13 protein-coding genes are annotated in these 12,742 nt (G+C 57.4%); 9 read left to right on the top strand and 4 right to left on the bottom strand.

Annotation, left to right across the window (positions count from 1 at the left end; genetic code table 11):
• Positions 1–111 precede the first annotated feature (111 nt).
• Positions 112–2,262: an AsmA family protein gene (locus DVJ77_RS13520; RefSeq protein WP_114846034.1), complete on the top strand. Its 2,151-nt coding sequence runs from the start codon at positions 112–114 to the stop codon at positions 2,260–2,262.
• Between the two features lie 16 nt (positions 2,263–2,278).
• Here the strand turns inward: DVJ77_RS13520 and DVJ77_RS13515 are convergent, their stop codons facing one another.
• The 4 genes from DVJ77_RS13515 to DVJ77_RS13500 form a co-directional block, all read right to left on the bottom strand.
• Positions 2,279–3,151: a hypothetical protein gene (locus tag DVJ77_RS13515; RefSeq protein ID WP_114846033.1), complete on the bottom strand. Its 873-nt coding sequence runs from the start codon at positions 3,149–3,151 to the stop codon at positions 2,279–2,281.
• A 27-nt stretch (positions 3,152–3,178) separates the two neighbouring features.
• The gene (locus tag DVJ77_RS13510; protein WP_162791484.1) at positions 3,179–4,561 is read right to left on the bottom strand and encodes a WG repeat-containing protein; all 1,383 of its coding nucleotides are present in this window, start codon (positions 4,559–4,561) and stop codon (positions 3,179–3,181) included.
• A gap of 70 nt (positions 4,562–4,631) precedes the next feature.
• Positions 4,632–5,501 (bottom strand): hypothetical protein, encoded by an 870-nt coding sequence (locus tag DVJ77_RS13505; protein WP_162791483.1) that lies wholly within the window; start codon positions 5,499–5,501, stop codon positions 4,632–4,634.
• A gap of 161 nt (positions 5,502–5,662) precedes the next feature.
• Positions 5,663–6,145 carry a DUF3465 domain-containing protein gene (locus tag DVJ77_RS13500; RefSeq protein WP_114846030.1) on the bottom strand — a complete coding sequence of 161 codons (483 nt, stop codon included), beginning with the start codon at positions 6,143–6,145 and terminating at the stop codon, positions 5,663–5,665.
• 352 nt (positions 6,146–6,497) lie between these two features.
• On the opposite strand from DVJ77_RS13500, the gene DVJ77_RS13495 reads away from it, so the two are divergent.
• The 8 genes from DVJ77_RS13495 to DVJ77_RS13460 all read left to right on the top strand — a co-directional run bounded on the left by DVJ77_RS13495 (position 6,498) and on the right by DVJ77_RS13460 (position 12,664).
• Complete coding sequence (locus tag DVJ77_RS13495) at positions 6,498–6,785, top strand: phosphopantetheine-binding protein (RefSeq protein ID WP_114846029.1); 288 nt, start codon at positions 6,498–6,500, stop codon at positions 6,783–6,785.
• Positions 6,775–7,107, top strand: coding sequence for an ApeI family dehydratase (locus tag DVJ77_RS13490; RefSeq protein ID WP_114846028.1), 333 nt, complete (start codon positions 6,775–6,777; stop codon positions 7,105–7,107). Before DVJ77_RS13495 ends, DVJ77_RS13490 begins: the two co-directional genes overlap by 11 nt.
• Positions 7,108–7,201: 94 nt before the next feature.
• Positions 7,202–8,401, top strand: coding sequence for a beta-ketoacyl synthase N-terminal-like domain-containing protein (locus DVJ77_RS13485; protein ID WP_114846027.1), 1,200 nt, complete (start codon positions 7,202–7,204; stop codon positions 8,399–8,401).
• Positions 8,398–9,192, top strand: a complete 795-nt coding sequence (locus DVJ77_RS13480; RefSeq protein ID WP_114846026.1) for a beta-ketoacyl synthase chain length factor — start codon at positions 8,398–8,400, stop codon at positions 9,190–9,192. The genes DVJ77_RS13485 and DVJ77_RS13480 overlap by 4 nt, the downstream gene beginning before the upstream one ends.
• Positions 9,186–9,671: a hotdog family protein gene (locus DVJ77_RS13475; protein WP_114846025.1), complete on the top strand. Its 486-nt coding sequence runs from the start codon at positions 9,186–9,188 to the stop codon at positions 9,669–9,671. Before DVJ77_RS13480 ends, DVJ77_RS13475 begins: the two co-directional genes overlap by 7 nt.
• A gap of 18 nt (positions 9,672–9,689) precedes the next feature.
• The gene (fabG, locus tag DVJ77_RS13470) at positions 9,690–10,409 is read left to right on the top strand and encodes a 3-oxoacyl-ACP reductase FabG (protein WP_114846024.1); all 720 of its coding nucleotides are present in this window, start codon (positions 9,690–9,692) and stop codon (positions 10,407–10,409) included.
• Between the two features lie 107 nt (positions 10,410–10,516).
• Positions 10,517–11,365: a ferritin-like domain-containing protein gene (locus tag DVJ77_RS13465; RefSeq protein ID WP_162791482.1), complete on the top strand. Its 849-nt coding sequence runs from the start codon at positions 10,517–10,519 to the stop codon at positions 11,363–11,365.
• A 150-nt stretch (positions 11,366–11,515) separates the two neighbouring features.
• Positions 11,516–12,664, top strand: a complete 1,149-nt coding sequence (locus DVJ77_RS13460; protein WP_114846022.1) for an ABC transporter permease — start codon at positions 11,516–11,518, stop codon at positions 12,662–12,664.
• The last annotated feature ends 78 nt before the right edge of the window (positions 12,665–12,742 follow it).

Below are 12,742 nucleotides of genomic sequence, written 5' to 3'. Positions count from 1 at the left end.
ATCCGTGCATGAATCGAATCTCAACTGGCCACAAAGGCATGGCCATGCATCAATCCAGTGTCGGTTACCCTACTGATCGCATTGCGGCTGTAGGCTGCAAAGGAGATGCACTTGAAACGCAGTCGGAAAATATTGATCTGGATCGTCGCCGTGCTCTTGGTGTTGGTCGCGACCGCACTGATCGTCATCGCTACCTTCGACTGGAACCGTCTCAAGCCCACCATCAACGACAAGGTCAGCCAGGCCATCGGCCGCCCGTTCGCGATCGATGGCGACCTCAGCGTAAGCTGGCAACGCGAACCGTCCGAAAGTGGTCTGGCCGCCATGGTGCCGTGGCCCGAGTTTGTGGCGAACGACATTCGCATAGCGAATCCAGACTGGGCGCAACAGCCGCAGTTCGCCCAGTTGCAAGCCTTGCGCTTCCGGCTCTCGCCGCTGCCCTTGCTGACGCATCGCATCGTGATCCCGACGCTGCAACTGGTACATCCGACGATCGACCTGGAGCGCGACAAGCAGGGCCGCGCCAATTGGGATTTCGCGCTGCCGCCAAGCGATGCACCATCGGCCTGGCAGTTAGATCTAGGCTCGATCGGGTTCGACCGTGGTGGCATCGGCCTGGACGATGCTACCGGCAAAGTGAAATTACAGGTCGCTATCGAACCTTTGCAGCAAGCGATTCCCTACGATCAGATCGTCGCGCAACAATCCGCCGATGCCCGCGAGCAGGCCGGTAAAACCGCTGGCAGCGCGGCAAAGAAGACACTCGCCGGCAAGGACAAGAACGACGACGAAAGCAAGTTGCCCGCGCCGGCAAACACCTCGTATGTGTTTGCCTGGCAAGCCACGGGAAGCTATCAAGGCGCGTCGTTGAGCGGCAGCGGCAAAAGCGGCGGCGTGCTGGCATTGCAAGAGACGAACCGGCCGTTTCCGGTGCAAGCCGATCTGCGCATCGGCGACAGTCATATCGCCTTGGTCGGCACCCTGACCGATCCGGCGCATCTGGCGGCGCTGGATGTGCGCCTGTGGTTTTCCGGCAGCAGCATGGCCAAGCTCTACGCGATCACCGGCGTGACGCTGCCCGATACATCGCCGTATGCCACCGAAGGTCATCTCAAGGCCGAGCTGCATCGCCGTGGCAGTCATTTCAGCTACCAGAATTTCCGTGGCAGAGTCGGCGGCAGCGATATCGCCGGCAACCTCGATTTCGACACCATGGCAGCGCGGCCCAAACTGAGCGGCACGCTGAAATCCCAGCTATTGCAATTCGCCGACCTGGCGCCGTTGATCGGCGCCGACTCCCATGCCGAGAAACAACAGCGCGGCGATGCCACCGTGCAGCCTGCCGACAAAGTACTGCCGGTGGAACCGTTTCGTACCGAGCGCTGGAAAGCGATGGACGCCGACGTAAGCTTCGTCGGCGCCCGTATCGTGCGCGAGAAGCAACTACCGGTCGATACGTTAAACGCACATCTGGTTATGAACGACGGCGTGCTGCAATTGGAGCCATTGAGCTTTGGCCTGGCTGGCGGCACGGTGAACAGCGCTATCCGCCTGGACGGCAGCCGCGAGCCCATGCAAGGCACGCTCAAGCTCAATGCGCGTCACCTCAAACTCAAGCAATTGTTTCCCACCTTCGAAGCGATGAGTACCAGCTTGGGCGAGATCAATGGCGACGCCGCGATCCGCGCCCATGGCAATTCGGTGGCGGCCCTGCTCGGCAGCGCAAACGGCGAAGTGAAGCTGCTCATGAACGACGGCGCGATCAGCAAAACCCTGCTTGAAACCGCCGGACTCAATATCGGCAACGTCGTCATCGGAAAATTGTTCGGCGACAAAACCGTAAAGATCAACTGCGCCGCATCCGACTTGATCGCCAACAATGGCTTGTTCAAGACTCAGCTTTTCGTGTTCGACACCGAGGACGCCATCATCAATGTCGACGGCACGGTGAACTTCGCCAACGAAAAACTCGACCTGGATGTGAAGCCGCACAGCAAGGGTATCCGGGTGTTCTCGCTACGCTCGCCGCTGTATATCAAGGGCACGCTGAAAAACCCCGACATCGGCGTGCATACCGGCACGTTGCTGATGCGTGGCGGCGCAGTGGTGGCCCTTGCTGTCTTCGCCGCCCCCGCCGCCGCCCTGTTGCCACTGGTTGTCACCAGCCAGAACAATGCCCCGAACACCTGCCAGACCGTGCTGCAACAAATGCGCACACCGGCGAAAGCCACCGCAACCAAGGGCAAGAAGGCAGGTACCTGAGAGCCTGCTCAAAGTCTCAATGGGGTACCTGATACGTTGCGAACAGCGCCTTGCCTTCTTCATCGACGGCGTCGTAGACCGTGCGATACCACGCGACCAGCGCGGATTCATCGAGTACCTTGCGCACCAGCGGCAAAGACTGCTCCAGAAAAACTTCAAAAAACGGCATGTTCCGCACGTAGAGAAAATGCGAATCGGTGATGTGCAGGCTGCGGTAAAAATTCGCCAGCGGCTGCAGATACTTGAATGCCAGATCCGGGCGCTCTGCCTGGGCCAGCGATGCCAGAAAATTGGCCTGGTTCTGGCCATGGAAGATCAGGCCTTGCGCGGGATCTCCACCGCCTTCCTGAGTCACCAATCGCTCGCATTGCGCGTAGGCGGCTTCCGCCTCATCGAAGCGACCGATCACTGCCGCCGTGGACGTCACATTCAAATAATTCAGCGACGTCGGCTCGGCTTCGGCGATCGCCAGCCAGCATGGATAGGCCAGCGCGTATTGCCCCAGCCCGGCATGTCCAAACCCGGTCAGGCGCAAGGCATCGATACGAACCTTACTGCGCGGATCATCGACATACGGCTGCGCAAGTTGGATGGCCTGTTGATGATGTCCAGCCTGCAGCGCCTCAATCGCGGGAGTCAGCTCCACCGGGTCGGCAGCCGATGCCACGGACTCCGCTGAAGACGCGGGGGACGCATCAGAAGCCTCTACCGCCCCGGCGGGCTGTTCACTGGCCGGCGCCGCTTTCTTACCCAGCATCCGCCCGGCAACGAGCAGCACCATCACGGCCCCGACTACGAAGCCCAGGCCTGAGAGTAAGGCCAGCCAAAAACCGATACGGCCAGTGAGAAAAATCACCAGCACAAATGCAGCTACCAACACGATCTTCATAACGACATCTTTCCTTTGAACAGGCTCTTAGGGATTTACCAGGGCGGGGGCGACATACTCTTTGCCGAGTGCGTCGATATAGAACCTGTACTCTCCACGGCGGACCCGAGCCAGCCCGTTGGAGAAAACAAAGCGCTCATCGTAGCGAGGCGAAAGAATCATTTTCCCGGTGAGATCGATAGCCCCCCAGCTTCCGTTGCTGCCCTGCACGGCAATCACGCCTTCACGGGCGCTCGCCACTTGTTTGTAGCCGCAGCTCAGCGTATGGCCCTGGCTATCCAATACGCACCAGCCTTGCTTATCGTCACGCGCGGCGACCGCCAACTGGGTACCGCCACTGCCTAGGACCTTGAGGTCAGCCTCATGGGCATAGGTAAATGGAACGACATCGCGATTTTGCGAGGGATCGACAACACCCCAGCCGCTCTTGCGATGACCGACGAAGTAACCATGCGTCGTCGGCGGGTAGGTCAGATGGTCATACATGAGATCGCCCTGACCGAAGTCGATCAGCATGCGCCCCTGGGTGTCGATGACGCCCATGCCGCGATCTTTCGACCGCACCACGGCGTAGCCATTTTCAAACCAATAGGCGGCGTCGAATGTGCAGGGAATGACTTCAACGCCATGCGAATCGATATAGCCGGACTTGCCGTCGCGCGTGACCATCAAACGATCGTCGGTAAAGCCTCTACTGACGTCGTAGTAGCTGTAAACCTGTGAGTTCAACGCTCGGGCTTGGGCATCGAAAAAGACGATACGACAGTCACCGCGGTTAAGCGCGGCGTAAAACTTAGCGGGAGTGTCGTGCTCGCAGCCATGCCCGACCGGATACAGCGGCGGCACAAACTGTGTCACGAAGGATCCTTGGTAGGCCGGCGTGCCAAGCAGTTTGTCTAACGCCGCAGGCGTTTTCTCGGGCTTATCCGACCTCAGATCATCGCCGCTTTTCCATCGTTCCAGCACGCGGCCTGCGGTATCTAACCGATGTATGGTGGTGTAGGCATCGTGACGCCATGGAAGCGCATTGCTAGGGTTCGGCAGGGCGATCCAACCGCCTTTGCTGCTTTTCAGATTGGAATCCACCTGGATCCTTGCGACAGCCTCGCCACGGTCATAATTCTCCGCCGATGAGTAGCGCGGCTTTACAACCCACCGGCCAGCGGTATCGATGTATCCCCACATATCATCGGCAACAACCGCCGCGCGCCCGTCGGAAAACGGCTTGGCGTCGACGTAGCGCGCGGGAATGACCAGCGTTCCGCTGGCGTCGACGAAGCCGTAGCGGCCGTTGGCATCCAGATAAGGCATCAATGGTGCCGTAGTGGGCTGAGCTTGCAATACACCACTCATGCTCGCACTCACGCAAACGATACCGGCCAGCCACAGCTTCACATCACGAATATTCATAGGCATCCACAGAGAGACATCAGGTCGACTTAAGGTGGGCAGCAGGCCACGGGGAGACTTTGAACTGGCTTTAATAACGACGGCTCAATTGCCAGCGGCCATCAGGTGTCCGGTTCCAACGGAATGCGGCATCGAACCATGCTTGATACAAAGGCCGCGTTTCTTTGTAGTAGTCGCTATCGGGCAGCGGACGGTGTTCCATGAACTTTGCATCGAGGGCGACCGGCGGCAGGGTTGGCGTGCGCTCATCCAAAACCCGTACCTCGTACTGCCGCACGCTATCGGGTCCATCGTCTGGAAATGTCGTGAAAAGCCATGCCGACGTTGTCTCATCGGGGGAGATCGCCAAGAACTGAGTACGACTGGGGGCAATAGTGCCCGGCTGTCCGTCGAGCACCGGCCATACAGGCAACCATCGTTGCGTCAGCGTCACGCCGTTAAACAATCGCCCGCTGCGATAGGTGAAATTCGGGTACTCGCCAACCCTATCGAAATCGGGGATATACCAATGCTTGTCGTCGACTCGCTGTACTTGCTCTTGGCCCTTGTCGTAGTCCACATTCCAAAGAGGGTCGAGAGCAAGCCGCCCTGCTCTTTCCGTCAACATCGCCACGCTGTTTCCAGTGCGGATCATCCACGCCGGCTGAGCGGACGGCAGCCGGGTGATCTGGTCTATGCGTACCCAGGCATCGTTTGGAAAATGAATGGCGCTAGGAAAATAAGACCCGTAAGAGATCTTGTAATACTCATAGACAGTGGGCCCTGACTCGCTGGAATAGGAGTTGCGGAAACGCTCGAAAGTAAAGGGCCCGATCTTTTCCGGTTTGCCGAGCGACTGCTCGTTGGAGCAACCGAAAAGCGGCAACAGCAAAAAACAAACGGCTATCGCATTCCACCGAAAGGGGATGCCGATAAGAAAAGCCTCTCTGCTTCCGTGCACACGCGCTCCTTATGTTTACAAGGCGCGAGTGTTGCATACGTCGTTCGGCGTTGTCTTTATTTTGTGAAGATCGGCCGCCGGCGCCATTTAGTGAAAATCGGCCGCCGGCGCCAAAGCAGCGCTGGCTGGGGCGCGGATATCCGGCCCCGGCCAGCGGCTGCTTATTGATATTCGACGCCGTTCACTACCACGTAACCCGGTGTGCCCCAGCTACTGCCGGTGCCATGGTGTGTCCAATCGATACCCTGGCTGGATTCGTTGTCGTAATAGTAGCGGCCACGCACCGTGACGTAGTTGCCTACGGCAACCCACGGCCAGGAAGGCGCATTCATCTGGCCGAGATCGGAGACGATTTCGATCACCGTATTAGGGGCCACCTGCACTAGAAAATAACCGTGCCAGCCGCTCCTGGTTTTCTTTTTCGGATACACATAGGTGACCGTGCCGCAGACGTTCTCCGCCACATCTTGAAACAACTGTCCGTTTTCGAACAGCTTCTGGTCGTTGAGAAAATGATTGTCGTCGCAGGGAAATGTCGACGCATGGCTTTCCCCGCCCAGCGTAGCGGCATGGCCAAAGGAAGACCCAAGCAGACCCGCGGCTACGGCGCTCGCCAAGGCAATAGATAGGTATAGAGGTTTCATGGTTGTCCTTGCTCGCCAATGAAAAAGCGCTGTATCGATACAGCGCGACTTAAACAATACGCAACCCGCCGCCCCTGCACGGCTGGCAAAGTGTTCGGCTTATTGATGTCAGGTGCATGACGAATCAGGCCGCAACACTGACGTCGAATATCCAATGCCCCTCATGCAGCTTTTGTGAAAATTCACATCACGAATACAAATTGACTAATGCAGAAGCCTCGAACCCATCACAAAAGAATCACATTACCGATACCAAGATACTGATTAAACCTACGTCTAAATACATCCATCAATCGAAAGTGAAGATGGGGTGAAAGTCTTCGAGATACACCCGACCTGCGAAGGAGGCGTCATGGTAATTCCAACCGAACACGAGTTCCTCGAACTCATCATTGAAACGCTCAATCTGGATAGCGATGTCGAAATTACTGCGGAAACCGCACTTTTCGGCGGCAATCTCGATCTTAATTCCATCGACGCACTGGAAATCGGCGCGGTCATCAATCAGCGCTTCAAGGTCGAGCTAAAGGTAGAGGATGAAGCGACGCGACAGGCGTACGCCAACGTCCGCAGCCTGTATATCTTTGTCACCGACAAAATGAGGCAAAAAATCGAAGCGAAGGAAGCCAATGCTGCCTGACCCGGCCGATTTCGAATACACCACGGCCATTGCCGATAATCACCCTGCATCTAACGGACATTTTATTGGAAATCCGATTATTCCAGGCGCAGTGATTATGGAGCATGTGCGCATCGCCTTCGCGCAATTTCGGGGCGATTTGCATCTAAGACGTATAACCAAGGTGAAGAACCTGTCGGTCTTGAAACCTGGAAAAACCCTTATCGTCAGGATTCGCGCCAAGAGCGAGGATAGCTATAGCTTTGTCTGCCGCGATGGCGACGACAACGAAATAGCTGCGGGAGATTTCCGCTCGGCGCCTCTGGCAGTAGCAACCCGATAAAACTGACAGGCGGCGGCGCGAAGGCGGCTGTTGCGTACGCGGTTGGCTGAATCGGACACGTTTTGAATGTCTAGCGTCGTTGGAGTTTCAGGACATGGCAATTTTACCGACCTACGTGACGGCCTTCACCCTTACCAGTGCGTTGGGCGTCGGCAATAAAGCCACGCTCGATTCTATAAAGAGCAAGACCGGCGGTCTGAGCAAGCATTCCATGGGCGATCTTGGCCACACCTGGTTCGGTTTCGTCAATCCGGTGTCGCTGTATCCGATTGCGGGTGAGCTGGCTGGCTACGACAACCAATGCAATCGCATGATTCAAACCGCCCTGCAACAAGACGGCTTCACAAATGCTGTCGAACAAGCCAAAAGCAAATATGGCAAAAGCCGCGTCGCCTGCTTTCTAGGGACGATCACCGGCAGCATCTGCCTTATCGAGGAGGACTATCAGGTCAAACCTGTCGCGCCGGATCTCGCCCCCGAAAACAATTACACCCGTAGCGGAAGTCTTGATGCCACGGTGCAGTACGTGCGTAAGAGCCTGGATATCACTGGCCCTTATGCAACGATCGGCACGGCTTGTTCATCCAGCGCAAAGGTATTTGCAACCGCTTACCGCTATCTGCAGATGGGCTTATGCGACGCCGCCATTGTCGCCGGGGTTGAAACGTATAGCGAAACGCTGGTCAACGGCTTTCGCTCGCTGGGAGTGCTATCGACCCAGCCTTGCAAACCGTGGGACAGCAAGCGCGACGGCATCAGCATCGGCGCGGCCGCCGGATTCGCCCTGCTTGAAAAACTGCCCGCCGAAACCGCCGGCCGACCCGGCAAGATGGAGCTGCTGGGCTACGGCGAAACGACCGATGGCTACGACATGACCGCGCCGCACCCTGAAGGCAAGGGCATTGAGGCATCCATGTTGCTGGCGCTGAAACGCGCAGGCCTGGACGCAAAAGATATTGACTACATCAACGCGCACGGCAGCGGCACGCCGATGAATGACGGTGCGGAAGATGCGGCCATGCATCGGATTTTTGGCGCCGAAGTACCGGTCAGTTCAACCAAGGGTTGGACAGGCCACACCCAGGGCGCCGCCGGAATTACCGAAGCCATCATCCTGATGCTCGGCATGGAAAACGACTTGGTCCCTGGAAGCCTCAACACCGGAACCGTCGACGCCACACTCAAATGCAATATCGCTCTCGACAATCAGTCTCGCCCGATCCGTTACGGACTGACCAATTCCATGGGCTTCGGCGGCAATAACGCCACGCTCATTTTTGGGAGAACGCATTGAAGCCGCTGTATATCGAAACCATCAGCCTTTACGGTCCAGGCTTGCCAAGCTGGCAAGAGGCGGCGCTTACTCTGCTGGCGCCGGAAACCTACCGCGAAGACATGGTCGGCCCGCTGCAATCGACGTTTCTTTCTTCCGGGATCAAACGCAAAACCAGCCAGCACATGCAATTGGCCATCTATGCGGCCGACAAAGCACTGGAAGGTACCGATACCGACCCCAACGATATCGAATTCGTCTTCGCCAGTTCCGAAGGCGATCTGAATATAGCCCACCACATCTGCTATTCGCTGACACTGGAAGGCAAGCCGGTATCGCCGACCAAGTTCCAGAACGTGATTTTGAACGCGGCGGCGGGGCACCTCGGCATTCTTATGAAAAATACCGCCAGTGCCACCACCGTCACCGCTGCATCTCACAGCCTGGCCGTCGGATTGTTGCAGTCCTACACCACCTCGCTAACCGAATCGACACCGATTCTCTATGTTGCTTACGACGCCCCGGCGCTGTTGAAAATCGACCCGGACGCGGCACCGATCGATCCGTTTTCTGTAGGCTTTCTGCTGAGCCCCAGCCCAAGCAAGCGGTCGATCGCATCGATTCGCCTGAGCCTGCAAGACGGAACCCAGATCACCCCAGTCGAAAACGCGAATCTGTCGCGGGTCAGTACGCGTTCGTCCGCTGCGGGCGTATTGCCGCTGATGATTGCGCTCGCCAAACAACAGCAGGAAACCGTCGTGCTGCCCTATTCCAATCAACAGGTTTTGAGTGTCGAGGTCACACCATGCTAGCCCTGCCTCAGCAGATCGAAGCCAAGCAGCTTTACGCCCTTATTCCGCATCAGGGGCCGATGATGTTGCTCGATCGCGTGGAGGCGTGGGACGGTGCGAAAATCGTCTGCAGCGCTACCTCGCACCTGGACGAGCACAATCCGTTGAAGGTGAATGGCCGGCTGTCGTATATCCATGTGATCGAGTACGGCGCCCAGGCCGCGGCGATTCATCTGGCGATCAATGCCGTCGACACCAAAACACCGATGGTAGGCCATAAGAAACTGGCACCGGTCGCTACGGCTTATCTCGCCGTCACTCGTAACTTCAGCTTCGAGGAAGGTTATCTGGATGCTCATCCAGACACCCGCCTGATGCTGACGTCGGAAGTTGTCCTGGTCGGCCCGCGTATATATCAGTACCGCGTCAACGGCACGATAAATGGAAAAACCGTAGCCGAAGGCACGATTTCGCTGGTTACCGATGACATCGAAGATTAACTCTGAAAGGTTCCAGCTATGCAAACTGCATTAGTAACCGGCGGGAGTGGCGATATCGGCGCAGCCATCTGTCTCCAACTGGCCAAGCAAGGCCTGCTGGTCTATGTCCATGCGCATAAGAATCCGGAAAAAGCGGAGGCGGTCGCTCGACAGATCCGCAAGGCGGGCGGCAAGGCCCAGGTGATCGTGTTCGATATCAACGATACCGCGCACACGCAACAACTGCTGTCGGAGCTGTCCGAAACCACGCCGATCGATGTGCTTGTGAACAATGCCGGCACCCTCCACGACGCTCCGATGGCCGGTATGGAATTCGATGCCTGGAGCAGGATCGTCAACACGACCTTGCACGGGTTTTTCAATGTCACCAAGCCTTTGCTGATGCCGATGATACGCAAGCGCAAGGGCCGCATCATCAATATGTCATCCGTTGCCGGCATCACCGGCGTTCGTGGACAAACTAACTATGCCGCGGCGAAAAGCGGCTTGCACGGCGCCACCAAGTCATTGGCTCACGAGCTCGCCAATCGCAATATCACCGTCAATGCCGTCGCGCCCGGCGTCATCGACGGCGGCATGGCCAAGGGTAAGTTCGACGCCGCACTGCTCAAGGCCATCGTACCCATGCAACGCGCCGGACGCGTCGAGGAGGTCTCGGCGCTGGTCGGCTTTCTTGCTTCCGACGCGGCGAGCTACATCACCGGCCAGATCATTAGCGTGAACGGCGGAATGGCCTGACGATTGACGCTGCCGCCTGTTTGGACCTGACCTGGATCGAAGTTGGCGTGATCGCACAACCTGCCCTATCAAACCTGCAGATTCCATCCATCGTTGAGGAAACTTTCATGACCGCACAAGTGAAGGATATTTTTAACGATCTGTCCTACTACTCGTTATTCGACGTCGCTGAAAAAGCACGCTGGCTGATGCGCGACATCGACTGGGAGCATATCGATAAATCCGTGGTGACGCCGGAGTTGATCGAAATGGTGAAGATCATCACCTTCGGCGAACTGACCACCTACTCGGCCACCCGTTCGTTCATGACCATGTTCGAGGATGATATCGACTTCACCCAGTGGCTTGCCGTGTGGCTGTATGAGGAAACCAAACACCCTCATGCCTTGACCAAATGGCTGGCCATGAACGGCGAAAAGCTGTCCGGAAAATACTTGATGGACGGCCGCACGATCACGCCGATGACGAAATCCAAGACGGAAATGCTGACCTTCAATGTCATTTCCGAGATTGTCGCCGGAAACATGTATCTGGCGACCGCCGACACCGTAACGGAGCCGGTTTTAAAGGACATTGCGAGCAAGCTGGCAAAGGATGAAATGCGTCATTCCGTCGGCTTTGAAAACTACACCCGAAAGACCATCGCCGAGTCGGCCGATCCCGATTACGAGAAAGGCATTGTGCTGCGATCGGCCTGGGTTTTCCTGCAGGGAGAGCAATTCATCAACCATCCGGTATTCGAGACGGTGCGCAATCTCGACTCGATCCTGGGTGAGGCGGTCATCAAAAAGATCCGCAAGCAAATCGTGTCGCGCATCGGCAAGTTGGCCGGCGTGGAGATTGCCGAGCCAGAGCAGATCTATAGCGTCTATACCAAGTTCAAGGCCGACTATCGCGCGAAGCACAAGACCAAGATCTCGACCGCCGACATGATGGCGAATGCCCCCGAGGCTTGAGCCGCATGTACGACTCACCAACGCATCGGCGGAACGGTGTGCGGGTTACTCATGGCTAAACAGATTCGAGAATGGGAGGTAACGGCTATCGCCGCCTGAAGTCAGAGCCCATCAGCGACCACTTCTATAGTGCACGTCTAGGATATTCACATGTATTCGGTCGCCCTAAAGATGCTCACAGGAGACCGCCTGAAGTACTTCGGACTCATCGCGGGCATAGCTTTCGCGGCGATGCTTATCGTGCAGCAGGCGTCGATCCTGGTTGGCCTGACACGCCAGACAGGCGCCTTTATCCGCGACACCGCACAGGCCGATCTTTGGGTCATGGACCCGCAGGTCCGTTTCTCGCAGGACCAGGTACCGTTGCGCAGCACGGTGCTGCAAAGGGTGCGCGGCACCGATGGCGTCGACTGGGCGGTCCCCCTCTATCAGGGTTTCAATCGCGGCCATATGCCGGACGGCACCAGTTTCACGCTGATACTGGTCGGTATAGACGATGCCACCATGATCGGTGCGCCACCGCAGATGGAGCTCGGAAAATTCGCGGATCTTCGGCGCGACAAGGCGATCTTCATTGATGGTGATACCGCTGCGACCAAGCTGATGATGAAACGCGGCGGCGGCCGGGCGATCCGGTTGGGTGATCGATTCACTATCAACGATCAGGAAGTCGTCGCGACCGGCGCCTATCGCGGTCGCGAATCCTTTTTCTGGGAGCCGGTGATCTACACCACGTACTCGCGCGCGCTGACTTTGTCGTCCTCCGATCACAACACGATGTCCTTCGTGCTGGTCAAGATCAGGCCTGGACAGGACATCCGCGCGGTACAGAAAAACCTGGTCGATCGAACCGGCCTGAAGGTACTGACGAATGACCAGTTCATCGACGTCACCGCCGATTACATCCTCAAAGCCACCGGCATCCTCGTCAACTTTGGACTGGCCGTGATCCTCGGTGTGGTGATCGGCTCACTGGTCGCCGGCCAGACCTTTTACAACTTTACGCTCGACAATCTTCGCCATTACGGCGCACTCAAAGCCATGGGCGTTTCCGACGGCACGCTGGCGCGAATGGTATGGCTGCAAGCTGGGACAGTGGCTGTTCTGGGCTACGGCATCGGCGTGGGCATGGGCTCGATCATCGGCTGGGGTCTACGTGCAGGCGGGCTGGCTTTCTCGATGCCCTGGCAGATCCCGGCCTTTGCCTTCGCGTCGATCATCTCGGTTTGCGCGTTGGCGGCGTGGCTATCTTTGCGGCGCGTGTTCAAGCTTGAACCCGCCGTGGTCTTCCGGGGGTAGCCGATGAACTCTGCGGCAACTTCAGCGCCCGTAACTTCGGCACCGATAACTTCGGCGCCCATAACTTCGGCGCCCACA

It is taken from the genome of Dyella tabacisoli, assembly GCF_003350925.1.
Lineage (GTDB): Bacteria > Pseudomonadota > Gammaproteobacteria > Xanthomonadales > Rhodanobacteraceae > Dyella_C > Dyella_C tabacisoli.
Note: the sequence above shows the minus strand (reverse complement) of the source record. Positions and strands in the feature narration are given on the sequence as shown.